This window comes from Rhodanobacter sp. L36, from assembly GCF_009765755.1.
Classification (GTDB): Bacteria; Pseudomonadota; Gammaproteobacteria; order Xanthomonadales; family Rhodanobacteraceae; genus Rhodanobacter.
This window is the reverse complement of the sequence record NZ_LMUV01000006.1, coordinates 101,172-125,726: the sequence shown is the minus strand read 5'-3', so window position 1 is coordinate 125,726 and position 24,555 is coordinate 101,172. Positions and strand designations below refer to the sequence as shown.

Below are 24,555 nucleotides of genomic sequence, written 5' to 3'. Positions count from 1 at the left end.
GCGACCGCCAGTTACGCGAGCAGCAGTGGCCGATCCGTGTTCAACCAGGTTTCGGCCGGCTGCGGTGTCGAGAACAGGAATCCCTGTCCATAACGGCAGCCTACGCGAAGCAGCGCCTGCCGCTGGGATTCTTCCTCGATGCCTTCGGCGATCACTTTCATCTGCAGGGAATCGGCGAGAACCTGGATCGCGCGAACCAGCGCCAGGCCCTGTGTTTCTTCATCGCCCGTCGGCAAGGCGGTGATGAACGAGCGATCGATCTTCAGCGTCTCGAACGGATACTGATGCAAGTAGCTGAGCGAGGAATAGCCGGTGCCGAAATCATCCAGTGCGATGCCGACGCCGTGGCTGCGCAGGTTCTTCAACATCTGCTTGACCTGCGTGGGGTTCTCCAGCAATGCACGTTCGGTGACCTCGATCCGTATGCAGCTCGTCGGCACCTTGTACTGCGCGAACAAGTCCAGCAAACGCTGGTCGAGATCGGCTGAACGAAAATGCCGGCCGGACACGTTGATGCTGATGAAGCCATCCGAACCGATCAGTTGCACGGCCTGCGCGCATACCTGCTCGAAAATCTGCCAGTCGATCGCTTCGGCGCAACCGCACTCCTCGGCGATCAGCAGAAAATCACTTGGCGACAGCAGGCCGCGTTCCGGATGATGCCAGCGCAGCAACGCCTCGTAGCCGGTGACGCGACCATCGGCAAGCTCGGCGATCGGCTGATAGAACGGCACGAATTCATTGCGACTCAACGCATGGCGCAGATCGCTTTCCATATCCAGTAGCGACAGCGCTTCGCGGCGCAGGCGATCGTCGAACATGGCCGCACGATGGCGGCCGCCGTCCTTCGCGTTGTACATGGCAGCGTCAGCGTCGCGCAGTAACTCTTCGGGTTGACGGTAGTGCGGGCTGGACAACGCAATGCCGATCGATGCGGAAGTGAATATTTCCTTGGTGCCGAGCCGGAACGGCGTTTGCAGTTCGACGATGATGCGCTCGGCGATCAACGCTGCCTTGCCCTGTTCAACGATGCCTTCGAGCAACACAGCGAATTCATCGCCGCCCAGCCGCGCGACCACATCGCGCGTCTTGAGGCAGGCGCGGATGCGGCCACCGACCTGGAACAGCAGATCGTCACCGACCAGATGCCCCACCGAATCGTTGATGACCTTGAAGCGATCCAGATCGATGAACAGCACAGCAAACTGCTCATTCGGATTGTCTGTGTAGCGTTGCATGGCCTGTTCGAGTCGTTGCAAAAGCAGCGTGCGATTGGGCAGTCCGGTCAGCGAATCGTGCAGGGTTTCGTATTTGAGTCGACGCTCGACGCGTTCGCGTTCGGCGATCTGTTCGCGCAGATCGCGGTTGGCCAGCGCCAAGGCGCGCGTGCGTTCGGTCACACGACGTTCGAGTCCGGCATAAGCCTGTTTCAACGCCGCGGCCGCATGCTTGCGCTGCAATGCGTTGGCGATGTGATAGCTGACGAAGGTGAGCAGTTCCTGGTCGCGCTCGTTGTATGTGTGCTCCGGCGAATAGCTCTGCAGGGCAAGCACGCCCATCGCTTTTCCGCTCCACAGCAACGGCACGCCGAGCCAGCAAACCGATCGCGCGCCGAAATGGCTGATCTCGCCGAGCGCGGCCAGCCGCTCGATTTCTTTCGGATCGGCGAGCAGAGGTTTTGCGCTTCGTAAAACATATTCGGTCGCTCCGCGTCCGTGAGCGCGTGGCGGGCGCACGTTGTCGACCTCGTCCACTGAATAAGGAAAAGTGAGATAGCCGTTGTCCTCGTCCACCAGCGCGATATAGAAATTCCGCGCATAGAGCAGGCCGCTGATGACCTGATGGACCGCCGCGTAGAATTTTTCCAGGCTGTCGGTGGTGTTGGCCAGTTCGGCAATGCGGAACAGCGCAGCCTGCAATCGCTCGCCGCGCTGGCGCTGCAGAACCTGCTGGCGAAGGACGCGGTTGGCTTCACGCAATGCGGTCGTGCGATCAGCCACCCGGCGACCCAGTTCGATATGCGCCTCGCGGCGTTCGAGCGCGGTCTGCACGTGTTGCGCAACATAGTTGAGCAGTTCGAGATCCTGCCTTGAGTAGTGCGTATCGGGGCGATAGCTCTGCATCACGATGCCGCCGACGATCTGGCCGCCACGCAGTAACGGCACACCGAGCCAGTGTTCGCAATGCGGGCCGACCAGCACGAAGTGATCGCCGAGTTGCTGCCTCAATTCGTCCAGCGAGCCCATCAACGGGCGACCTTCCTGCAGGAGGTTCCAGGTCAGGCTGTGAAGCAATTCCTGCAGCGGCGTGTTCTGGTCGGGCAGCGGCGGATCGGTGTCGGCAATATCGACGTAGTACGGAAAACGGATGGTCTCGGTGCTCTTGTCGTAAAGCACGATGTAGAAATTTTCCGCGTACATCAGGCTGCTGACGATGGAATGCAGCGAGCGCATCATCTCGGGCATGTCCTGCTGCGCGCTGGCCTGTTCGGCAATCGCATACAACGCGCGTTGCAGCCGCTCTGCCAGGGCGAGTCGCGAAATGGCTTCATAGAGTCGGCTGGTTTCGGCGAGCTGTCGCAACCGCGCATCCGCCAGGCGGCCAAGCCAGGAAAGCTGATCACGAACATCTTCGGCCAGCGGCAGCTCGGCGCCTTCAAGCGTCAGCGTTCGATGACCTTGCGGGTTCTCCGCCAGGTCGACCAGTTCGTTCGATGGCGTGGCGAGCTGTTCGTCCCTGTTGCGCCAGCGAAGCCGTCCATGCACGCCGAAATGGCCAAGCATGAACTCGCAGATTTCCATGACACTGGCCGCGTCGGATGCCTTGAACAACCGCTCCACCGCGCCATGCAATGTCGCTGCGTCACCGGCGATCGGTGGCGGCTGGGGCGAACGGATCGTGGGTGTGGCGCTCATCGGCTGCAGTCAGTTCCGGATCGGTACAGCGGGATCGGCATCAACCACTCTTTATATCGTGTAAGCCGGCCTCGTAGCCAGCGGGAACCAGTGGTTGGGGATCCGGGTCGTAGCAAAGGCTCCAGCCCATCGGGGCGGCAACTTTTGTGAGGTATTGCCGACTTTTCAAGTCGTTCCGGGGTGTTAGCAAAACGTAAAATGCGATATGCTCGCGTCCCGGGCTTGTCACCTGAGAGCTGTTGACCCACTCATGCGCCATCTTGTCGCCACGCTTCTGTTATCCGTTCTGCCGCTTGCCGCGGCCGGGCAGACTGCGGGCGGCGACAACGCGTTGGCGCAGCACCTTCTGAGCCAGCCGCCAGACCAGGTCACCGAGGTCGAACCCGGCGTGGTGGTTCCGCTTTGGCGTGGCACGGATGGCCGTCTGCTTGTTCTCAAGGCGGACACCGACTCCGAAACCGGCGCCTTGCGCAACAACGCACCTCTGGCTTTCCATGCGGTGGACGCCGCAAGCGTGATGACCACCGGGTTGCAGTACGGATTGGCGCCGAACCTGCAGGCGCATGCGGAATTCAGCCAGCACTCGTGGATCAATCAACCGTCGCGGGTGATCGGCAGCGAGGTCGGGGCAACTTACGATCTGGGCCGCTATACCGTCGGCCTGAGCGTGGCCACCAACAGCACGCCCGACAACGACAATGTGCCGCTGCCACGCGTGCTTCCAGGCGCAGCGCCGGGTGTCGATGGCCTCGCCAGTTTCGATAGCAGCACGCAGGTGAATGCGCGCGGTCGTCTGTCGCTGGGCAACAAGAGCGGCATCGATCTGGGCGCCAGCGTCGGGCGCATCCATCTGTTGCCGGGCAACCTGCTCGGCATCAACACGATGGATCAGAAGGCACTGAGTTTCGGCGTCGATCACGGTCCGTTGAGTGGCACGCTGGTGGGTCGCACCATGCAGCCGCAAGCCGGTATTCCCGGCGGTTTCAATTCGGATCGGCGCTGGAACAGCATCGATCTGGGTGTGACCTGGCGCTTGCCGTGGCGCGGTTCTCTCAGCGTGGGCGCGCAGAATCTCTGGTCGTCCGGTACGCCGGCAAACACGCCTGTCGGTCCTGAGCCGGATCAATCGCGTACGCCTTACGTGCAGTACCACCAGGATCTTTGATCCCGTCTGGTCGGGCACAAAAAAGCCGTCGCTTGCGACGGCTTTTTTCATGATGTCGTTCGATAGGCGTTGAGGCAAAGCGGTCTATCAATGCCGCAGTCAATCCTGTTTGCGAATGCGCAGGTCGCCGCTGAATGTCTCGACATTGATGTGCCCGTTGCCGGTTCCGATACGGACGTCCAGGCTGCTGCCGGGCCCATGCTCCGGTTTCGTCGGTGTGCCAAAGTCGCTGCGCAGATCGCCGCTGAAACTGCTGGCGTGCAGAGTTCCCGCGGCACTGGCCGGTAATTGCAGCTGCACATCGCCGCTCATGCTGTCGATGCCGACGCTGCCATTGGCGGCAACGCCGCCGCTCAGCTGCACTTCGCCGGACACCGTGCTCAGCGTCAGCTTCTGCCACGGCCCACCGCTGCCCTGGATGCGGCCGGACACCGTCTGCAGCTTTACGTCGCTACCGAGGACAGGCGCAAGAATGTCACCGCTCACTGTCTGCAGATCTGCCTGCTCCGCGTGACCGGCAAGTTCCACATTGCCGCTGACGCTATCCACTTTCAGCGATGGCGTACGAGCGTTGATGCGCGCTTTCCCGCTCACCGTATTCACCACGATCTCGCCGCCATCGAATCCATCCACGACCAGCGGCGCGCTCACGACGCCGATATCCAGCGATGCACCTTTGGGCACGTGCAGCTCGAGCTCGCTCGGCGCCATCCGGCTGTCGCCGCCCCAGTTGAACCATCCACCCGAACCGCCTTCCGGCTCGACCTTGATCGCAAGATCGTCGTTGCCGCCAGTGATCGCCAGCGGCTTGGTGCCATTGCCCAGCTGTCCGCTCACTTCCACCTCGTTGCGATCCCACGCGCTCACGTTCACCGTGCCGGCAACATTGCTGATGCTCACGTGGACATTGGCGGTTGCGTCATGACGCAGATGAATCGGTGTGTCGGCCATGGCCTGACCGATGCACAGCGACAGCAGAAGTGGAACGTAGCGAGCGGTTTTCATGATCATTCCCGATAGGTCAGCCGGCTTCGCGAGCCAACTGACGCAGTTGCGTTTGTTGATGTTCGGTGCGTGCCAGGATGCGTTGCAGAGCCGGCGAATCCGGAGCCTGCTGCATCGCCTGCTGGAGTTCCATGCGTGCGGCGTCCAGTTCGATGGCGGCGCCGGCCAGCCGTGGATCGGCAGGTTTCCACTTCGACGAAAGTGCGGACTTGCTGGCTATCGCGGCCGTCGTCGAACCCGGCATCTGCCGCAGATGGAAGCTGAGCCCGGCGACCAGCAGCAATGAAGCCGCAAGGCCCGCGCCGACCAACCAGCGTCGCGTGTAAGCGGACGATCGCACCGGCGTCGAAGTCGTTTCCGTTGCCGTATCCACTGGCGCAGCATCATCCAGTGCCGCCTCGATGGACGTCCATAAATCGCGCGGTGGCGAGACCGGCTGACGCAGATCGCGCATCTGACGACGCCACTCGAACTCATTCATGTGTTGTCTCCCAGTACCTTGCGCAGCAGCTGTCGCGCCCGATGCAACTGTGCTTTCGATGTGCCGACGGCCATACCCAGTTCGGCACCGATTTCCTCGTGTTTCCAGCCTTCGATGTCGTGCAGTACCAGCACGGCACGGGCGCGTGGCGGCAATAGGCCGACCGCGTGTTCCAGTTCTTTTCGCTCCGCGGCGCAGAAAGGTGTTTCGCCGTGGTCCGGCAGATGTTCGTCGTCGAGCATGCTGACCGGATCGGCATGGCGCGAACGAATGTCCATCAGCGCCACGTTCACGGCGAGCCGATACAGCCAGGTGCCGAACGCGCTCTCGTGACGAAAACCCGGCAGCTTCTGCCAGGCACGGATGAATGCTTCCTGGGTCAGGTCTTCCGCGCGTGCATGGTCGTAGCCAGCCAGGCGCAGCACGGCGCCATGCACGCGCCCCACATGCAGGCGATACAGCCGCTGAAATGCGTGCCGGTCGCCCGACGCGGCGGCGCGCACGTCATCATGGTCGTTGGCTTCGACCGAAGCGGGCGACATGGCGTATCCGATGGCAGGGCAGGCGATCATCTTGCCAGCTTGGATGCCTTGCCATGCGAAATGGTTTGCATCGCACGCCGAAATGGCGAGTAACCGAAATCGACTTTGATCAGCGCGCCATCGCTTCGCGTCGTGGTTCTTCGATGACGTTGTCCAAAGCCCGAGCCACGCGTTGCTGCTCGATTCGGAGCGCTTCCGGCAGTCGCGATCCAAACGATGCCAGGTAGTCGCCGATGGCGGCGAGTTCGCTGCGCCACGCGACGTGATCGACGTCGAGCAAGACATCGAGCTTGCGGCCATCAAGGTTCAGTCCGTCCACTCGCAGCTCGCCGGCCGCAGGCAGGATGCCGATGGGTGTCTGGACGCCTTCAATTCGCCCTTCGACGCGCTGGATCATCCATTCCAGCACGCGCAGGTTGTCGCCATAGCCGGGCCAGAGGAACGTGCCGTCCTTGTCCTTGCGGAACCAGTTAACGTGAAAAATTTTTGGCAGCACCGCGTCTGGCTGATCGAACGAAAGCCAGTGCCTGAAGTAGTCGCCGTAGTGATAGCCGCAGAACGGTTTCATGGCCATCGAATCGCGTCGCAACACGCCAACTGCGCCGGTCGCCGCCGCGGTGGTTTCCGAACCCATCGCAGCGCCCATCAGCACGCCGTGGGTCCAGTCGCGGGCTTCCATCACCAACGGCAGCAGCGATGGACGCCGGCCGCCGAACACGATGGCGCTGATCGGAACGCCTTGCGGTGCTTCGGCTTGCGCGGACCATGTCGGGCATCGGTTTGCGGCAACAGTGAAACGTGAATTCGGATGTGCTGCAGGCCCATGAGCCGGATCGAACGGACGCCCCTGCCAGTCGATGGCCGGCGTACCTGGCAGCCCTTCCCACCAAGGCTGGCTGTCTGCAGTCAACGCGACATTGGTAAAGATCGCATCGCGAGCGACACTTTGCAGAGCATTCGGATTGGTTTCGTCGCTGGTGCCAGGAGCCACCCCGAAGAATCCTGCCTCGGGATTGATGGCGTATAGACGTCCATCCGCGCCCGGACGCATCCAGCAGATGTCGTCACCCACAGTCCAGACTTTCCAGCCATCGCGACGATATCCCTCGGGCGGTATCAGCATGGCGAGGTTGGTCTTGCCGCAGGCGGAAGGGAAGGCGGCGGCGATGTAGTGCGTCTCACCGCGTGGATTTTCGATGCCGACGATCAGCATGTGCTCGGCCAGCCAGCCTTCGTTGCGCGCTTGATGACTGGCGATGCGCAGCGCGTGGCATTTCTTGCCCAGCAGCGCGTTGCCGCCGTAACCGGAGCCGTAGGATTTGATGGTCAGCTCGGCCGGAAAATGCATGATGAAACGACGCTCGGGATCCAGCTCGCCGACCGAATGCAGGCCTTTGACGAAATGTCCTTCGCGTTCGATCCGCGCCTGCGCTGCGGCACCCATCCGCGTCATGATCCGCATGTTGACGACGACGTACGGACTGTCCGTGATTTCCACGCCGCAACGCGCGAGCGGCGAATCGATCGGCCCCATGCAATAGGGCACGACATACATCGTGCGACCTTCCATGCACCCGTCGTACAACGCATCGATCTTCGCGTGCGCCGCGGCCGGATCCATCCAGTGGTTGTTGGGGCCAGCGTCCTGCTCGTCCGGGTGGCACACGAAGGTCAGGTGTTCGACCCGCGCGACGTCAGACGGATGCGAGCGATGCAAGTAGCACCCCGGATGGGTCTGCTGGTTGAGTTCGATCAGAGTTCCGCTTTCAAGCATCTGCTGCACCAGCGCCCGATATTCGCCATCGGTGCCGTCGCACCAATGAATCCGCGCAGGCCGGGTCATGGCGGCCACCTCGGTAACCCAGTGATCGAGCGCTTCCAGCGTGCTGGCCATCATGTCCTCGGAGGTTTGGCAAAAAAGAGAGCTGAAACGGTAGTTTGCGCAAACTGGTATTGCAAGGTGACGCGCAACAAAAAACGGCGCCGTGGGGCGCCGTATCGATGTAACTGTGCGTTGTGTCAGGCCGGAATCAGGGTGGCGATCATGTGTTCGACGTAGGCGTCGAACTCTTCATGATTGATCCGTGGCAGGCCGAGCGTGAAGTTGAGCTGCAGAAATCCCACATAGGCGGCGTAAGTCAGCCGTGCGCGGTTCAGCGCCTGCGTTGCCTGCAGGCCAGCCTCGGCAAAAGCGGTGGTGAGGAATTCCATCCTGCGCTGCGAAACACGCGCCATCACCGGTACTACCTGCGGGTGATCGAGGGCTTTCAGCAACGCGGCGTAAACGCGATGGGCCTGCAATTCGTGCGCGACACGCCGAAACAATTCGGGCAGACGCTTGCGCGGGTCGGCGATCTGCTCGATCTGGCTGATGACCTCGCGCTCGCCGTACTGTTCCCATCGTTCCAGCGCGGCATTGAGCAGCGCCTCGCGGGTTCGGAAGTGCCAATAGAAGCTGCCCTTGGTCACCCCAAGCTGGCGGGCCAGTGCTTCCACGGCCAGCGCGCCCACGCCCTGCTCGGCGATCAGGTGCAGGGCGGCGAGCTCCCAGTCCTCGGCGGATAGGCGTGTACGTTCGGGCTTGCTGCTGACATTCATGTCCGTATGGTAGCCACACGCCTGTGTCTTTGTAATCTTCCGTGGGGTGAAGGTTTCGAAGGTGGACCGTGTCTTCACGTGCGATCGCTATGGTGTTGACTGCCATCAAAGCGCCGGCCCATACTCCTCCGTATGGTTCAGTCGACTTCCTCCCGTTCCACGGTCAGCCCATTCGCCGTTGCCGACACCACGCTGGCGGTCGAAACGCGATGCCCGCAGGGCCGGCCGACATTGCTGTTCGCCCACGGATTCGGCCAGACGCGCGGCGCGTGGAACGCCGCCGCCGATGCGCTGGCCGATGCGGGTTGTCGCTGCGTGACTTTTGACAGCCGCGGGCATGGCGAAAGCGGTCGCGTCCACGACGGCGATTACCGCATCGACCAATTCGCCCTCGACCTGCTGCGACTGGCTGCAGTCCAGGCGGAGCCGCCGATTCTGGTGGGCGCATCGATGGGCGGCTTGCTCGGGCTGGTTCTCGCTGGCGAAATTCGCCCGGCACCGTTCCGCGCTCTCGTGCTGGTGGACATCACGCCGCGTTGGGAAGCGGCTGGCGTCGAGCGGATCCTCGCCTTCATGCAGGCACATCCGGAAGGTTTTGCAAGTTATGCCGAAGCCGCCGAGCAGGTCGCGGCCTATCTCCCGCAGCGACGCGAGCGCAAAACCGAAGATCAACTTCGTCCGCTGTTGCGCGAGGAAGCGGATGGTCGCCTGCGCTGGCACTGGGATCCCGCCTTGCTGGCTGGCGATCTCGTCCAGGAAAGCGAGCGTTACCAGCCGCGTTTGCTGGCAGCCGCATCGAACATCGACATTCCGGTCTTGCTGCTTTCCGGCGCGCGCAGCGACGTGGTGTCGCGCGCGACCGTCGAGGAATTCCTGCAGCGCGTGCCCCACGCGCAGCATGTCGAGCTGCCGCATGCCACGCACATGGTGGTGGGCGATGCCAACGATGTATTTGCGCACGAAGTCACCCGTTTCGTGCAAAGTCTGGATTCACCGGCCGACCGGCAACGCGCCGGCGCCGTTCAACCGTGATGAGGTGTTGAGATGCCCGTGATACTGACCTTGCTGGCGGCGCTGATTTCCACCGGCGCTTGCGCCTACCATCGAAGCAGCCTGCGCACGTGGGCCATCGCCACGATGCTCGCCACGCTCATCGTCGGCTTGCTCGCGCATGCACCGTGGACCACGGTGATCCTGCTGATCATCGAGGCCGCCATCGCGGTGCCGCTGCTGCTTGTCGATTTTCGGCGTCGCCAGATCAGCGCGCCGCTGCTCAAGTTGTTCGCCAAGGTCACGCCGAAGCTGTCAGAGACCGAGCAGACCGCGCTGGAAGCCGGCACCGTCGGTTTCGAAGGTCAGCTGTTTTCCGGTAAGCCGGACTGGCACGAACTGCTCAGGCAACCGAAGCCGGAACTCAGCGTGGAGGAGCAGGCGTTCCTCGACGGGCCAACCGAAGAACTCTGCGCGATGATCGACGACTGGCAGATCACCCACGAGCTAGCGGATCTGCCGCCGGACGTCTGGGCCTTCGTCAAGAAGCACAAATTCTTCGGCATGATCATTCCGAAGCAATACGGCGGCCTGCAGTTCTCGGCGCTCGCGCATTCAGCGGTGCTGCAGAAACTCTCCACGATTTCGGCGACGCTTTCCTCGACCGTCGCGGTGCCCAATTCGCTCGGGCCTGCCGAGCTGCTGCTGCACTACGGCAGCGACGAGCAGAAAAACCATTACCTTCCGCGCCTCGCAGTCGGCGATGAAATTCCCTGTTTCGCGCTCACCGGCCCGACCGCCGGTTCCGACGCGACCTCGATTCCTGATTACGGCATCGTGTGCAAGCAGACCGTTGACGGCGTGGAAACGCTCGGCATCCGGCTCACCTTCGACAAGCGCTACATCACGCTTGCGCCGATCGCCACGGTCATCGGTTTGGCCTTCCGCATGTACGACCCGGAGCACCTGCTCGGCGAGAAGGAAGACCTCGGCATCACGCTCGCGCTGCTGCCGCGTTCCACGCCGGGCCTGCAGATCGGGCGCCGGCATTTTCCGCTCAACGTGCCGTTCCAGAACGGCCCGATCCACGGCAAGGATGTGTTCGCGCCGATGTCGGTATTGATCGGCGGTCCGCAGATGGCGGGCCACGGCTGGCGCATGTTGGTGGAAGTGCTTTCGGTCGGGCGCGCGATCTCGCTGCCGTCCAACGCCACCGGCGCGATGCGCGCTTCGGCGGCAGCCACCGGCGCGTATGCACGCATGCGAAAGCAGTTCGGCCTGGCCATCGCGCGTTTCGAAGGCGTGGAAGAAGCACTCGCGCGCATCGGTGGCCTGACCTACGCCACCGCCGCGCTTTCACGCGCCACCGCGGCCGCGGTCGATCGCGGCGAGAAGCCCGCGGTGACGTCCGCCATCGCCAAGTACCACGCCACCGAATGGGCGCGCCGCATCGCCAGCGACACGATGGACGTGCATGGCGGCAAGGCCGTGCAGTTGGGCCCGAAGAATTACGCCGGACGCGGCTGGGCCAGCGTGCCGATCGCCATCACGGTGGAAGGCGCCAACATCATGACGCGCAGCCTGATGATTTTCGGCCAGGGCGCCATCCGCTGCCATCCCTACGTGCTCAAGGAAATGCAGTCGCTGTCGATCACCGATCGCGGCGAGCAGTTGAAAACCTTCGACCGCCTGTTGTTCAGCCACCTCGGCTTCGGCATCTCCAACGCCGTGCGCAGTTTCGCGATGGGCCTGACAGGTGCGCGTATCGGCGAAACCGCGGGCGACGCATACACGCGGCGCTACTACCGCAAGCTCGATCGCTACTCCGCCACGCTGGCCTTGTGCGCGGACGTGTTCATGGGCGTGCTTGGCGGCAAGCTGAAGTTCAAGGAAAAACTCTCCGCGCGGCTGGGTGACGTGTTGAGCTATCTCTACATCGCCAGCAGCATGCTCAAGCGCTACGAAGACACCGGTCGGCCGGACGCGGATCGTCCACTGCTGGCATGGGGTTTCCACGAATGCATGTGGCTCACCCAGAACGCGCTCGATGGCGCGATCCGCAATTTCCCCGTGCGTCCCGTCGCGTGGCTGCTGCGCATACTGGTGTTTCCGCTTGGCCGTCGCGAAGTGCCGCCATCGGATCGACTCGGTCGACGCGTGGCCGCACTGCTCACGGCGCCGAACGAGGCGCGCAGCCGGCTGACCGAATGGGTGTACCTCACGCCGAACGCGAACAACACGGTGGGCCGCATGAACGCGTTGCTGCCGGATGTGATCGCCGCCGAACCGGTCGAGCGCAAATTCCAGAAGGCGCAGAAAGCCGGTCAGTTCAAGGCGCACGATGTCGCCGATCAGTACATCGAAGCGCTGCAGGGCGGTGTCATCAACCAGGCCGAATTCGATCTGCTCAAGCGCGTGCGCGAAGGCGTGGCCGAGTTCATTGCCGTCGATGATTTCGAACCGGACGAACTGCGCTCGTTCACCTCGCGAGCGGAAGAAAGAAAGGCCGCTGCCTCGCAGTAGTCGTCGTCGCGGCGGATCGGTACAGCCGATTCGCCGCGATGACCAACCGCTCATCGGATCGTTCCGCTCAGCTCGCGTCTTCGCTCAGCACGCAACGGTTTTTGCCGGCGCGCTTGGCTTCGTACATCGCGCGATCGGCCGACTGGATCAACTGTTCGTCGGCGTCGCTGCGAGAACCGGGCGAGTACGACGCGATGCCGATGCTCGCGCCAATACGGGCATCGACCGCTACGCCTTGCACTATCAATCGGTAGGGCTTGCCGATTGCCGCGCACAGATTTCGACAGAGCTGCAGGGCGATGTCCGGCGAGTCGATGTCTTCGAGGATCAGCGCGAATTCATCGCCGCCCAGTCGCGCCACCGTATCGCTGTCGCGCAGGTTCGCCATGAGCCGCGCGGCGATCTCCTGAAGCAGCGCATCGCCCGCCGGATGCCCGTGCTGATCGTTGACGTTCTTGAAGCCGTCGATGTCGATGCATGCGAGTGCGAACCGCGCCTGCTGGCGCTGCGCGCGCTGGATCGCGCCGTGCAGGCGATCGTGAAACAGCACGCGGTTCGGAAGGCCGGTCAGCATGTCGTGGCTGGCCTGGTGGCGCACCATCGACTCCACCACTTCCCGCTCGGCCATTTCGATCGTGAGCTGTCGATTGCGTTCGGACAACTCGGTCAGCGCGCGCTGCAGGTCGGCGCGCGCGGCATACAGTTCGAGGAACACGCGCACCTTGGATTGCAGGATCACGTCGTTGATCGGTTTGGCGATGTAATCGACCGCGCCGGAGCGGTAGCCCTTCAATCGGTTCAGGTCATCGGCGTAGGCCGCGGTGACGAAGATGATCGGCGTGTCGCGCAAGTGCTCGGCCTCGCCCAGCAATGCGGCAACTTCGAAACCGTCCATGTCGGGCATGTTGACGTCGAGCAGGATCAAGGCGAACTCGTGGTCCAGGCACAGCGCCAGCGCTTCGTTGCCGCCGCGCGCTTCGATCAGTTCCGCGCCGACGTGCGCGAGCAATCGGCGCATGGCCACGAGGTTGGCGTAGGTGTCGTCGACGATCAGGATTTTCGGCAGGGTCACGGCGATCTCATGCAAAGGCGATTGAGCAGGGCGGGGATCTCTTCCAGTGGCAGGCAGTGGTCGGCGCCTGCGGTTTCCAGTGCGGCTTGCGGCATCGCGGGAGCTTCGGCGCTGGCGGGCGTCTGCACCACCGCGATGCCGCCGCAGGCGCGAATGCGCGCCAGTCCTTCGGCGCCATCGCGGCTGGCTCCAGTCAATATCACGCCGATGCTGGCCGAGAGGTAGACCTCCGCCACGGAATCGAACATCACGTCGATGGAAGGTCTCGAAAAGCACACAGGTTCATCCACCGACAACGCGAAATGCCGATCGTTCTCCACCAGCAGGTGATAGCCGCCGGGCGCAACATGCACCATGCCGCCGGCCACGGCGTGCCGCTCACCGGCCTCGATCACTTCGAGCGACGAGTGGCTGTCGAGCAGACGGCAAAGCACGTCAACGCTGCCCGCGGTGTGGCAACACACGACGACAGCCTGCGCCAGATCCGGGTGCAATCCGCCGAGCACGGTTTTCAGCGCGTTGAGGCCGCCGAGCGAGCAGCCGATGGCAATGACGGCAGGCGCGATCACTTCAGGCCGGCTCATGCCGCGTCTGCATGGGTCGGGCTGGCGCGCCGATACAGCCGCAGCTTCGCATCGACCGCGCTGAAGTCCGTCGATACCTCGGCAAAGTCCAGCGTTTCGCGAAGGCCCAGGCAGAGATATCCGCCGCGCACCAGGCTGTCGCGAAACAGGCCCAGCGTGCGGTTCTGCAGCGGGTTGGAAAAATAGATCAGCACGTTGCGACACAGCACGAGGTGCGCTTCGCAGAACACCTTGTCCACCACCAGGTTGTGGTTGGCGAACGTGATGTTGCGACGAAGCCGTTCGTGCATCCTGATGAAGTCGTAGCGTGCGCTGTAGTAGTTCGCCAGCGTTTGCGTGCCGCCGGCATGCAGGTAATTGCGCGACCACAACTGCGCATCGCGCGCAGGATAGATGCCGTCCTTCGCGCGCTCCAGCGCGTCCGCATTGAAGTCGGTGGCGAAAATGTGGCTGCGTTCGTAGAGGCCGGCCTCCTCCAGCATGATCGCCAGCGAATAGACCTCCTGCCCGTGCGCGCAACCGGCTTGCCACACGTTGATGCGCGGATACGAGGCGAGCATCGGCAGCACGCGCTCGCGCAGCGCGCGAAATACTTCCGGATCGCGGAACATTTCCGACACCGGCACCGACAGCCCGCGCACGACTCTCACTTCGAAACCGTCTTCGTGCAGCAGCCGCGCCGTCAGTTCGCTGATGCTCGCGCAACGATGATCGCGCACGAGTTGGCGCACGCGGCGGATCAACGATGCGGGCGCGTATTCGCTGAAGTCGTATTCGTGCCGACGTCGCAGTGCCTGCAGAAACAGGTCGAGTTCGAGCTGCTCAAGTGCAAGATCGACCGGTGGCGTCACTTTCACCATCAACGTTGCAACCACACGCGGATCATCGACGACAGTTTGTCGATGTCGATCGGTTTGGACAGGTAATCATTCGCGCCCATTTCCAGGCACTTCTCGCGATCGCCGCGCATTGCCTTGGCAGTCAGCGCGATGATCGGCAGGCTTGCGAATTTCGGCTGTGCGCGAATCGCCTGGATGGTTTCATAGCCGTCCATCACCGGCATCATGATGTCCATCAGCACCAGTTCGGGCGTCTCGTCATCGGCCAGCGCCTTCAGCGCCTTCTGTCCGTCCTGCGCCATCGCCACCACCAAGCCCCAGCCGCGCAGCACCTTCGACAGGGCGAACAAATTGCGCATGTCGTCGTCCACCAGCAGCACGCGATGGCCAGCCAGATCGCTGTCCGATGATTTTCTCGTTGCCGCGCGACGCGGTGCATGTTCGATGCTGTGCAGAAACAGGCTCACCTCGTCGAGCAGTCGTTCCGGCGAACGTGCGCCCTTGACCACGATCGAGTCGGTGTACTGGCGCAGCAGAAGGTTTTCCTCGCGGCTCAGGTCGCGGCCGGAATAGACCACCACCGGCGGTACGCCGGTGGGCGATTTCGACAACTCCTCCAGCAGCTGCAGGCCGGACATCCCGGGCAGGCCGAGGTCGAGCACGATGCAGTCATAACGTTGGCGTGTGGTCTGTTCCAGCGCCTGTTCGGCGGACTCCGCCTCGTCGATCAGCACGCCGTCGGCACGCAGCATGGTGCGCACGGCGATGCGCGAGTCGGCGTCGTCATCGACGATCAGCAGATGACGTTGCTGGCCCTCGGCGAAATGCAGCAGCTTCTCGAAGGCCTGGCCGATGGATTCGCGGCTCACCGGCTTGGTCAGGAAACCCACCGCGCCGAGTTCGAGTCCGCGTGTGGCTTCGTCGGTGGCGGAAATGAAATGCACCGGGATTGTTCGCGTGGCGACATCGCCCTTGAGCCGGTCCATCACCGTCCAGCCGTCCATCGTCGGCAGCATCACGTCGAGCAGGATGCCGGTGGGATGGTGTTCGCGCGCGAGTTGCAGGCCCGTCTCGCCATTGTTCGCGGCCAGCGCGCGATGACCCTTGCGATGGATCATGTCGATCAGGATGCGCGCGAACGCGGGATCGTCCTCGATCACGAGGATGGTGGTCTGGCCTGGTTGCAGCGTGTCGCGATCATCGTCGATGGCATCGGGCAGCAGCTGCGGATGGAGCGGTCGCACGACAATCGGCGCCGCAGCGCGCGCCGTGCTTTCCGCCTGTTCGTGCGGATGTTCCGGCGGCGTCTGCGGCAGCAGGATGGTGAAGCGGCTGCCCTTGCCGCTCTCGCTGCGCAGCGCGATATCGCCGCCGAGCAGCATGGCCATGCGACGCGAGATCGCAAGGCCGAGTCCGGTGCCGCCGAACTGGCGGCTGGTGCCTGCGTCGACCTGTTCGAACGCATTGAAGATGCGTTCGAATTTGTCCGGCGGAATGCCGATGCCCGAGTCGCTGACGCTGATTGCGATGAGCGGAATGCCGCGCAGCGAATCGGGAACGTCGCCCTCGGCAGCGGGGCCGATGCGCACGTCGATTGCGCCATGCGCGGTGAACTTGAACGCGTTGCCAAGCAGGTTGTTGGCAATCTGTTCCAGCTTGCTGCCGTCGGTGCGCAGGATCGGCGGCAGCTGCGGATCGACCTCGAGCGTGAAGCCGAGTTTCTTTTCCTCGGCCACGTGGCTGAACGTGCGGCGCAAGCGTCGTACCAGATCCGCCAGCGGCATCTCGTCGATCAACAGATCCATCTTGCCGGCCTCGATCTTGGAGAGGTCGAGGATGTCGTTGATCAGGTGCAGCAGGTTGGTGCCGGCGTCGTGGATGATCCGCGCGGACTCGATCTGTTCCGCGTCGAGGTTGCCGGTGTCGTTGTCGGACAGGCTGCGCGAAAGAATCAGCAGGCTGTTGAGCGGCGTGCGCAACTCGTGCGACATGTTCGCGAGGAATTCGGACTTGTACTGGCTGGCGCGCGCGAGCTCCGCGGCCTTGTCTTCTGTTTCCTTCTGCAACTCTTCCAACACGTGTTTCTGCTGGTTGAGGCTTTCGGTTTTCTCGCGCAACTCTTCGTTGGATGCCTGCAGTTCTTCGGCCTGCACGCGCAGTTCTTCCTCCGACGCGATCAACCGTTCGGACTGCTCCTCCAGTTCGGTCGTCTTCGCCTGCAAGGCTTCGTTGTTGTCGCGCAGGATTTCCTTCTGCTGGCGCATCACCAGCTCGGACAGGCGCAGCTCGTCGGCCTGTTCCTGCGTCTGCAGCAGCAGTTGCTGTGTGCTGATGGAGCGGTTGAGATTTTCCAGGGTGAGTGCCACCAGCGGCAGCAGTTCCTCCAGCAACTGCATCTGCAACGGGGTGAGCGGCGCGAAACCCGCCATCTCCACCACGCCGATCAGCCGGTCGCGATAAAGCACCGGCAGAATCGCCACGTGTCCGGGCGGCGCCGTGCCGCTGCCCGAATCGATGCGCAGGTAGTTGTCGGGTATCTGGTCGAGGAAGATCGCCTTGCGCTCCGTCGCGCACTGACCGACCAGGCCTTCGCCGGGGACATAGTGGTCGGCGCCGTGGCTGCCGAGCCGCAAGCCGTAGCTGCCGAGCAGGTCGAGCCGGAAGCGCGTTTCGTCGAACGAGTAGAACAAGCCGACGCCCGCCTTGAGCAGCGGCGCCAGTTCGCTGGTCAGCCACTGCGCGAATTCGCGATGCGTGGTCGCCTGCTGCAGCCGATGCGAAATGCCGGACACCTGCGTCTTCAGCCAGCTTTGCGACTGGATGCTGATCGCCATCTGCCGGAACACCTGCAGTGCACGCGCGATTTCGCCCACTTCATCCTGGCGATCCAGCCGGCGTATCTCGAAATCGTGGTCGTGATTGGACAGCTGCGTCATCTGATCGGTGAGTCGGCGCAGCGGGCGAATCACGATGCGTGTCGTTTGCCTGATCACGGTGAAGCCGAGCAGCAGGCCGAGAACCGCAGCGATGGCGCTGAAGATTTCCGTGAAGGTGAGCGTGCGGTCCAGCGTCTGGTTGCGAGTGACCAGCAGTCGATTTTCCTCACCGGTCATCTGATCGATCACCACACCGAGGTCGTCGCCCTTCACCGTGCGATGTTCGAGATAGTTGGTCTGCACATGCTGCCGCGCCAAAGCCGACTGCGCGGGATCATCGACCTTCAACCGCGCGATCGCATCGATCGCGTTGGTGCGGATCTCGGTCTGCCAGCGCGTGGCCAGCGTGTCGAACGTGTCGATGCGCGACTGTTGCAGCGGATTGTCGACGACCAGTTCGCGCAGAGCCTGCACGCGTGCGTGCAGATCGCGCGTGCCGTCCTCGAACATCGCGCGCTGGTCCGGCCGCTGCGACAGCATGTAGCCGCGCGCGCCAATCTGCATCGCCTGCGACGTGCGCTCCAGCGCCGCCAGTTGCAGCAGCACGCGGTAGGTATGCGTCGACCAGCTGCGGTTGCGTTCCTGTTGCAGCAACGAACCCAGCGTCACGATGCTGGTGATCATGAACAGCGTCAGCAGCATGCCGGTGGCGATGGTGGTCTTGCGCTGCAGCGGCTGATTGACCAGCCACGAAAGCCTGGGCCGAGCGGGTTGCTTTTGCGGAGCCATCGATGATCCTCGGGTGGTCAAGCCGATGCGGCCGTGACCGGATTCAAAATGAGCGACATCGTCAGACGATGATGAGCGTTGCACATGAAGTCAGCGTGAGCGTCGCATCGGCACGATCGAGCCACGGCGCAGAGCGATAGTCGCCAGCACCACCGACACGACCGAGCACAGCAGCAATGCCACCACCGACGCCTCCGCACCGAACGATCCGCCGCTCAACCAGTCCGGCCCCGTGCGATACGACACCAGCCAGCCGTGCGCTTTCATGCCGGACACCGGGATGCCGTAGAACGTGCCCTGCATGGTGTTCCACGCCGCATGCAACCCGACGCAGGCCCACAGCGAGCGGGTGAGGTGATAGAGCAGCCCGAACAGGATGCCTGCCTCGATCGCGATGGCCGCCGAACTCCACAACGTTGCGCCGGGATTGAACGCGTGCGCGGCACCGAAAAACAACGCCGAGATCGCCAGCGCCCACCACGTGCCGAGCCCTTCCTCGACGATGCGGAACAGGCCGCCGCGGAACATGATCTCCTCGCCGATGCCGGCGCCAAGGCCGGCGACCAGCACTTCAGGCAGCCAGTCCACGCTCGGGTCGGTGCCGGTGACGTGATAGCTCCCGACCAGCCACAAAATGCCGACCGCGCTGCTGAAAAGCACGATGCCCAGCAGCAATCCACCGGCGCCAAACGTCGGCACGCTGCGCAGTGAAAGTTCGCTCATCCGCCGGCGTTCGATCAGCTTCACCAGCACGACATAGGCGATCAGCGCAGGCAGCAGCTGCATGCTCAAGGTCGCCAGCGCGTTGTGCAGCGGCGGCGCCGTCTTTGCCAGCCAGCCGATCGACACCATGACCGTGCGAATGATGAAAACGAAACCGAAAATCAGCGCGGCGAAAATCACGATACGTGCGAGCGGCGAATACACGAGCCAGCGTTTCCAGCCGGGCACATCCTGCGGTGTGGTGAAAGCGACGGACGCGCCGGCGACGGGTTGGTTCTGCATGCACTGCCCCCTTGAGATGAAGCAGGTTAACAGCGCCGCTTCGAAGGCATCCAGCGGGCGATCACGAAAGCGTGCTCGGCCTGTTGTTATGCGCTGCAATCCATCCGTTCGATCGCTATTTACAGATCAACCGCCGCCGCGTGCTCGCGCGTGTTGGAAAACCGCACCTGCGGCCAGCGCTCCTGCGCCAGTTGCAGGTTGACGCGCGTCGGCGCGATGTAGACCAGCTCGCCGGCGCCGTCGATGGCGAGGTTCATCGCGTTCTTCTCGCGGAACTCGGCCATCTTCTTTTCGTCGTCGCAGTGCACCCAGCGCGCGGTGGTCACCGTCACCGGTTCGAAGCTCGCGTCGACGTTGTATTCGTCCTTCAGCCGGTATGCCACCACGTCGAACTGCAGCACGCCGACCGCGCCGAGGATCAGGTCGTTGCTCATCAGCGGACGGAAGAACTGCGTGGCGCCTTCTTCGCTCAACTGGGCCAGGCCCTTCTGCAGCGCCTTCATCTTCAGCGGATCACGCAGCCGCGCACGGCGGAACAATTCCGGCGCGAAATTGGGGATGCCGGTGAAGCTCACCGCTTCGCCTTCGGTGAACGTGTCGCCGATGGTGATGGTGCCGTGGTTGTGCAAGCCGATCACGTCGCCGGGATACGCTGTCTCCACGATCTCGCGATCGCTCGCCATGAAGGTCAGCGCGTTGGCGATGCGGATGTCCTTGCCAGTGCGCGACTGGATCATCTTCATACCGGCGTGGTACGTGCCCGAGCACACGCGCATGAAAGCCACGCGATCGCGATGCGCCGGGTCCATGTTCGCCTGGATCTTGAACACGAAGCCGGACAGTTTTTCTTCCTCCGGCTGCACCTCGCGCGTGAGCGTGGCGCGCGGACGCGGCGAGGGCGCGTTCTCGACGAAAAAGTCGAGCAGTAACTGCACGCCGAAGTTGTTCACCGCGGAACCGAAGAACACCGGCGTCTGTTTGCCGGCCAGGTATTCGTCCATGTCGAACGAGGGCGCTGCGCCCTGCACGAGTTCAAGCTCCTCGCGCAGTTCGCGCATCGCCTCGTCGCCGATTCTTTCCAGCACGCCGGGGGCGTCCAGTCCTTTGAAGATGGTCGAATCCTGCCGCGTGAAATTCTTGCCCGGCTCGAAGATGTGCACTTCTTCCAGCACGAGGTGGTACACGCCCTTCAAACGCTTGCCCATGCCGATCGGCCAGGTCACCGGCGCGCACGCGATGCCGAGCACCGACTCCACTTCGTCCATCAGCTCGATCGGCGAACGTCCTTCGCGGTCGAGCTTGTTGATGAAGGTCATGATCGGCGTGTCGCGCAGGCGGCACACCTCCATCAGCTTGATCGTGCGTTCTTCCACGCCCTTGGCGCAGTCGATCACCATCAGTGCCGAATCCACCGCGGTCAGCACGCGATACGTATCCTCGGAAAAGTCCGCGTGACCCGGCGTATCGAGCAGGTTGACGATCTTGCCTTCGTACGGAAACTGCATCACCGACGACGTCACCGAAATGCCGCGCTCCTTCTCCAGCGCCATCCAGTCCGACGTCGCATGCCGCGCCGCCTTGCGTCCCTTCACCGAACCGGCCATCTGGATCGCACCGCCGAACAGCAGCAGCTTTTCAGTCAGCGTGGTCTTGCCCGCATCAGGGTGGCTGACGATGGCGAACGTGCGGCGGCGGCGGGTTTCTTGGAGGTGCGAGGACATGCGCAGAGGTCGGGTTGAACGTTAGCTGTCCATTGTAGCCGGGATCGGTATTTGGCCTTGGGTTCTGGCTTTGTTTTGATGGTGATCTTGACGTTGGCTGTCCGCGGGCTGGGTGGTGCCTTTCCGGGCGTTTCGGTCGCGTCGTCGCCTCACGCTTTTGCTCGTCGCCCCAACGAAGGCTGTGGTCCAGTTCGTGATTGACCGTGTCCGTAGAGAGTGGTTGCCTGCGCAGCACTCATGCTGCTGGCCGACATGTCCGGTCGGTTGATCAGTTCGGTCGGCAGACGATCCTTGATGCCGATCGTGTTCGACAACAGGTCGGCAACGGTCACAGAGTCACCCACCGTTGCGGGATAACCCGGCAACAGCGAAGTGATGGACTGATCGAGCGCAAGCTTGTGTTCATCGACGAGTTTCAGCACAAGCAACGTGGTGAACCATTTCGAAACCGAACCCACCTGGAACCTGGTCTGCGTATCCATGAGCACGTGCTTGTCGCGACGCGCGACACCGAACGCAGCGGCAAGTGCAACGTCGCCATCACGGGAGATAAAAACATTGCCATTGAACTGGAAATGTTTCGCAGACGCTTGCGTACTTTCACCGACGGTATGAGTGCTCGCGTTGATTCGAAAACGGATTCGATCAAACGATCGGCTTGATCGACCATCTCCTGATCCACTGGTCTCACTTCAGCTCGAACGACGTCCGCAGTGGCATGGTCACGTGCCGCAGGTTGTCTTTGAGGGTGACTTGCACGACCCATGTGCCGGAGTGATCGGTGGCGTCACCGGTCCAGACGATCACCGGTGCGGACAGGAACATGTGTGTCGCGGGTTCATGAAGGGCACCTTTGAAGCAGGTCATGCCGGTCTGGTGAAACGACGGCTTGCCATCCGGCTTCAATACGTCGATATCGCAACGGATGTCGGCAGCGTTGCTGCCATCCAGTTTCGGGTTTGCGAAAAAGATGAGCACGAAAAGCTGCTTTCCACGCGTGGTGCTGCTGGCCGTGGCGAAGTAGGGCACGGTGTCGGCAGGCGTTTCCCATTTGGCCTTCCAGTCCGCGTCGGGCGTCACGACCAACCAGCCGGCGAATCCGTCGATGGACTTGCGGGAATCCGTGTTGGGCGACACTTGTCCGTGCTGGTCTCTAAAGCCCTGCTGACCGAAAGCCGACGCGCACACCAACAAGAGCAGCAGCACGCTCAATGCTTTCTTCATGGTCTTCCCCAGCTCTGCTGAGTGTTCGTTCGACGAATCGTTCGTGGCTTGAGGATACCTAAGCCCTGGCTGCGACGCTGCGACGCTCGCGTTGGTCGCAAACGACGCTCGTCATCTTGCAATGAGCTGGATTTCGGACTGTTTGACCTGGACGTCCATGCCCGTATCCAGCTCCAGAACGAAGCGTGGTTCCGGCTGGAGATCCACCAGGTTCACGAGCGAACCCAGGGAATCCTCGAACCTGCCGGCCACGACGCGCACGTAGTCGTTGTGCATGTAGAGAACGCCCGCGATCTCTTCCCGATTCAAAAACGCTTGAAGAATGTCCAACGATCTCTCCTTGATTTCGATCTAAAAAAACGTCTGCTCCAGGCCGAACGCACATCCAAGGCGACTCAAATCCCACAGCAAGCGCACAGAACCACGAGTGCAGGACTTCGTTGCCGTATTTGGGCCCTCGCTCAAATCATCCGAAGTCACGTTCTTTTTAAAGCCAGCTTCATGCCAGCATTCGGCACTTCCAGCTCGACTACGTCACAGTTCTGGCGATGCTGCTGCGCCCGCTGACTGGCAGGTTCCATTGTCGAAGCTGAGAATGTGCGACGGGGCGGCAGTTCTGCCACCGACCTCACTTCGCCAACTGCACCAACACCCGATGCCAGAACGCCAACCCCGCCTCAACCTCCGACGCGGGCAGTTTTTCGTTGAGGCCGTGGGCGAAGGTGTCGTCGGGTTTGGTGAAGGAGGCATCGATGCCGTAGCTGGGGACTCCGGCGTTGCGGAAGTACATGCTGTCGGAGGCGCCGGCGGACATGCCGGGTACGACTTCGACATGGGGGTAGCGCTGGTGGACGGCGTCGGTGATGGCGGCGATGACGTCGTTGCGCAGGGGTGATGCGGGACTGGCGACGGGCGTGGGCGGCAGCACGGTGACGGTGGCGGTTTTGTCGGCGATCACTTTGATCAGCGTGTCGTGCACGCTCGCGACCGGAGTACCGGGAAAGATGCGGCAGTTGATGTTGACGCTGGCGCTTTGCGGCAACGCGTTGAGTGCGTGGCCGCCATTGAGCATGGTCGCGACGCAGGTGGTGCGGATCTGCCCGACGTAGGCGGGGTCGGCGGAGAGGGTGGCGGCTGCGGCGGCATCGTCCGGGTGCGCGGCGAAGCGTGTCATGGCCGCGCCGAGCTTGCCCGGTGTATGTGCGCCGGATGCGTGCAGCGAGCCGCGGGTGATGTCGTTGATCATCGGCGGGAATTGATAGGCGGCGACACGATCGATGACACGCGCGAGCCGGTAGATCGCGTTGTGCGCGTCGGGTTCGCTGGAGTGGCCGCCGGCGGAGGTCAGCGCGATCTGGAAGTCTGCATAGGTTTTTTCCGCCGCCTGGATTTCGTACACGGTGGGCTTGCCGGTGGCGGGATCGAGCGTGCCGCCGCCGGCGTCGGCGTTGAGCAGGAATTCGGCGTCGTGGTAGCGCTTCGCCAGCTCAAGCGTCGAGGCCATGGCGGTTTCTTCGTCGCCGGACAGCAGCAGGATCAGATCGTGGCGCGGTTTGAAGCCTTCGCGCTTGAGACGGATCAGTGTTTCGACCATCACGACCACGGCGGTTTTCATGTCCGCGCTGCCGCGGCCGTAGAGGTAGCCGTTTTCTTCGACCAAGGTGAAAGGATCGCGCGTCCAGTCTTCGCGCTTTGCAGCCACCACGTCCATGTGACCGGACAGCAGGATCGGCTTGCCTTCACCGGTGCCGCGATAGCGCGCGACGAGCGCGGCGGTTTCGCCGACGGGAATGATCTCGACATCGCTGGCGGCAAAACCGCCAGCCTTGAGTTTGTCCGCGAGATAGGCGGCGAGCACGGGAACCTGATGTTGCCCCTCGGAGGTGTGCACGCCGATGGCGTGCTTCAGCATGGACATGGTTTCAGGCAGCGCTTCGGCGGTGCTGGCTGCGTAGGTCTGTCCGATGCCGGCGCAGAAAATCAGCGCGGCCGCGATGGCGGGTCGCAGTGCTCGTGTTGCACTCATCGGTGTTTTCCCTTGTGGTGATCTTGAACGATAGCTGCGCCACATCATCCATCCGCCATGGCGCGAAAACCACACGGCGACCGCGAATGGCTACGGCTGATCGTCGTGTACGTCGTGATGAGCCATGCCGCCAAGGCCCATGCCGGCGCCCATGCCCATGCCGGCGCCCGCTCCGCCACCACCGCCTTTGTTGCCACCTT

19 protein-coding genes are annotated in these 24,555 nt (G+C 62.7%); 3 read left to right on the top strand and 16 right to left on the bottom strand.

Features of this window, described 5'->3' with window-relative positions; translation table 11 throughout:
• Positions 1 to 11: 11 nt before the first annotated feature.
• Positions 12 to 2,915: an EAL domain-containing protein gene (locus GSQ73_RS08865; protein WP_158883143.1), complete on the bottom strand. Its 2,904-nt coding sequence runs from the start codon at positions 2,913 to 2,915 to the stop codon at positions 12 to 14.
• A 250-nt stretch (positions 2,916 to 3,165) separates the two neighbouring features.
• Between GSQ73_RS08865 and GSQ73_RS08860 the strand changes: the two genes are divergently transcribed.
• Positions 3,166 to 4,080: a hypothetical protein gene (locus GSQ73_RS08860; RefSeq protein ID WP_158883141.1), complete on the top strand. Its 915-nt coding sequence runs from the start codon at positions 3,166 to 3,168 to the stop codon at positions 4,078 to 4,080.
• Between the two features lie 99 nt (positions 4,081 to 4,179).
• On the opposite strand, the gene GSQ73_RS08855 is transcribed toward GSQ73_RS08860, so the two are convergent.
• The 5 genes from GSQ73_RS08855 to GSQ73_RS08835 form a co-directional block, all read right to left on the bottom strand.
• A complete protein-coding gene (locus tag GSQ73_RS08855; RefSeq protein ID WP_158883139.1) occupies positions 4,180 to 5,085 on the bottom strand; it encodes a DUF4097 family beta strand repeat-containing protein in 906 nt (301 codons plus the stop codon).
• A 16-nt stretch (positions 5,086 to 5,101) separates the two neighbouring features.
• A complete protein-coding gene (locus GSQ73_RS08850) occupies positions 5,102 to 5,566 on the bottom strand; it encodes a hypothetical protein (RefSeq protein WP_158883137.1) in 465 nt (154 codons plus the stop codon).
• Entirely contained in the window at positions 5,563 to 6,108 is a 546-nt protein-coding gene (locus tag GSQ73_RS08845; protein WP_158883135.1) for a sigma-70 family RNA polymerase sigma factor, read from the bottom strand. The genes GSQ73_RS08850 and GSQ73_RS08845 overlap by 4 nt, the downstream gene beginning before the upstream one ends.
• Positions 6,109 to 6,217: 109 nt before the next feature.
• Positions 6,218 to 8,002 (bottom strand): phosphoenolpyruvate carboxykinase (GTP), encoded by a 1,785-nt coding sequence (locus GSQ73_RS08840; RefSeq protein ID WP_158883133.1) that lies wholly within the window; start codon positions 8,000 to 8,002, stop codon positions 6,218 to 6,220.
• 125 nt (positions 8,003 to 8,127) lie between these two features.
• The gene (locus GSQ73_RS08835; protein WP_158883131.1) at positions 8,128 to 8,706 is read right to left on the bottom strand and encodes a TetR/AcrR family transcriptional regulator; all 579 of its coding nucleotides are present in this window, start codon (positions 8,704 to 8,706) and stop codon (positions 8,128 to 8,130) included.
• Positions 8,707 to 8,838: 132 nt separating this feature from the next.
• On the opposite strand from GSQ73_RS08835, the gene GSQ73_RS08830 reads away from it, so the two are divergent.
• Entirely contained in the window at positions 8,839 to 9,738 is a 900-nt protein-coding gene (locus GSQ73_RS08830) for an alpha/beta hydrolase (protein WP_158883129.1), read from the top strand.
• A 12-nt stretch (positions 9,739 to 9,750) separates the two neighbouring features.
• Positions 9,751 to 12,219 (top strand): acyl-CoA dehydrogenase, encoded by a 2,469-nt coding sequence (locus GSQ73_RS08825; RefSeq protein ID WP_158883127.1) that lies wholly within the window; start codon positions 9,751 to 9,753, stop codon positions 12,217 to 12,219.
• 67 nt (positions 12,220 to 12,286) lie between these two features.
• On the opposite strand, the gene GSQ73_RS08820 is transcribed toward GSQ73_RS08825, so the two are convergent.
• The 10 genes from GSQ73_RS08820 to GSQ73_RS08775 all read right to left on the bottom strand — a co-directional run bounded on the left by GSQ73_RS08820 (position 12,287) and on the right by GSQ73_RS08775 (position 24,355).
• Positions 12,287 to 13,297: a diguanylate cyclase gene (locus GSQ73_RS08820; RefSeq protein WP_158883405.1), complete on the bottom strand. Its 1,011-nt coding sequence runs from the start codon at positions 13,295 to 13,297 to the stop codon at positions 12,287 to 12,289.
• Complete coding sequence (locus GSQ73_RS08815; RefSeq protein WP_158883125.1) at positions 13,288 to 13,875, bottom strand: chemotaxis protein CheB; 588 nt, start codon at positions 13,873 to 13,875, stop codon at positions 13,288 to 13,290. Before GSQ73_RS08815 ends, GSQ73_RS08820 begins: the two co-directional genes overlap by 10 nt.
• Positions 13,872 to 14,750, bottom strand: a complete 879-nt coding sequence (locus GSQ73_RS08810; protein WP_254063350.1) for a CheR family methyltransferase — start codon at positions 14,748 to 14,750, stop codon at positions 13,872 to 13,874. Before GSQ73_RS08810 ends, GSQ73_RS08815 begins: the two co-directional genes overlap by 4 nt.
• On the bottom strand, positions 14,735 to 18,379 hold the full coding sequence (locus GSQ73_RS08805) for a response regulator (RefSeq protein ID WP_158883123.1): 3,645 nt from the start codon (positions 18,377 to 18,379) through the stop codon (positions 14,735 to 14,737). The genes GSQ73_RS08810 and GSQ73_RS08805 overlap by 16 nt, the downstream gene beginning before the upstream one ends.
• 90 nt (positions 18,380 to 18,469) lie before the next feature.
• Positions 18,470 to 19,384, bottom strand: a complete 915-nt coding sequence (locus GSQ73_RS08800; RefSeq protein ID WP_158883121.1) for a type II CAAX endopeptidase family protein — start codon at positions 19,382 to 19,384, stop codon at positions 18,470 to 18,472.
• A 119-nt stretch (positions 19,385 to 19,503) separates the two neighbouring features.
• Entirely contained in the window at positions 19,504 to 21,105 is a 1,602-nt protein-coding gene (locus tag GSQ73_RS08795) for a peptide chain release factor 3 (protein WP_158883119.1), read from the bottom strand.
• 149 nt (positions 21,106 to 21,254) lie between these two features.
• The gene (locus GSQ73_RS08790; RefSeq protein WP_254063361.1) at positions 21,255 to 21,656 is read right to left on the bottom strand and encodes a serine hydrolase domain-containing protein; all 402 of its coding nucleotides are present in this window, start codon (positions 21,654 to 21,656) and stop codon (positions 21,255 to 21,257) included.
• 136 nt (positions 21,657 to 21,792) lie between these two features.
• Complete coding sequence (locus GSQ73_RS08785) at positions 21,793 to 22,329, bottom strand: hypothetical protein (RefSeq protein ID WP_158883117.1); 537 nt, start codon at positions 22,327 to 22,329, stop codon at positions 21,793 to 21,795.
• Between the two features lie 111 nt (positions 22,330 to 22,440).
• Positions 22,441 to 22,659, bottom strand: a complete 219-nt coding sequence (locus GSQ73_RS08780; RefSeq protein ID WP_158883115.1) for a hypothetical protein — start codon at positions 22,657 to 22,659, stop codon at positions 22,441 to 22,443.
• A gap of 298 nt (positions 22,660 to 22,957) precedes the next feature.
• Entirely contained in the window at positions 22,958 to 24,355 is a 1,398-nt protein-coding gene (locus tag GSQ73_RS08775; protein ID WP_158883113.1) for a M20/M25/M40 family metallo-hydrolase, read from the bottom strand.
• Positions 24,356 to 24,555 lie beyond the last annotated feature (200 nt).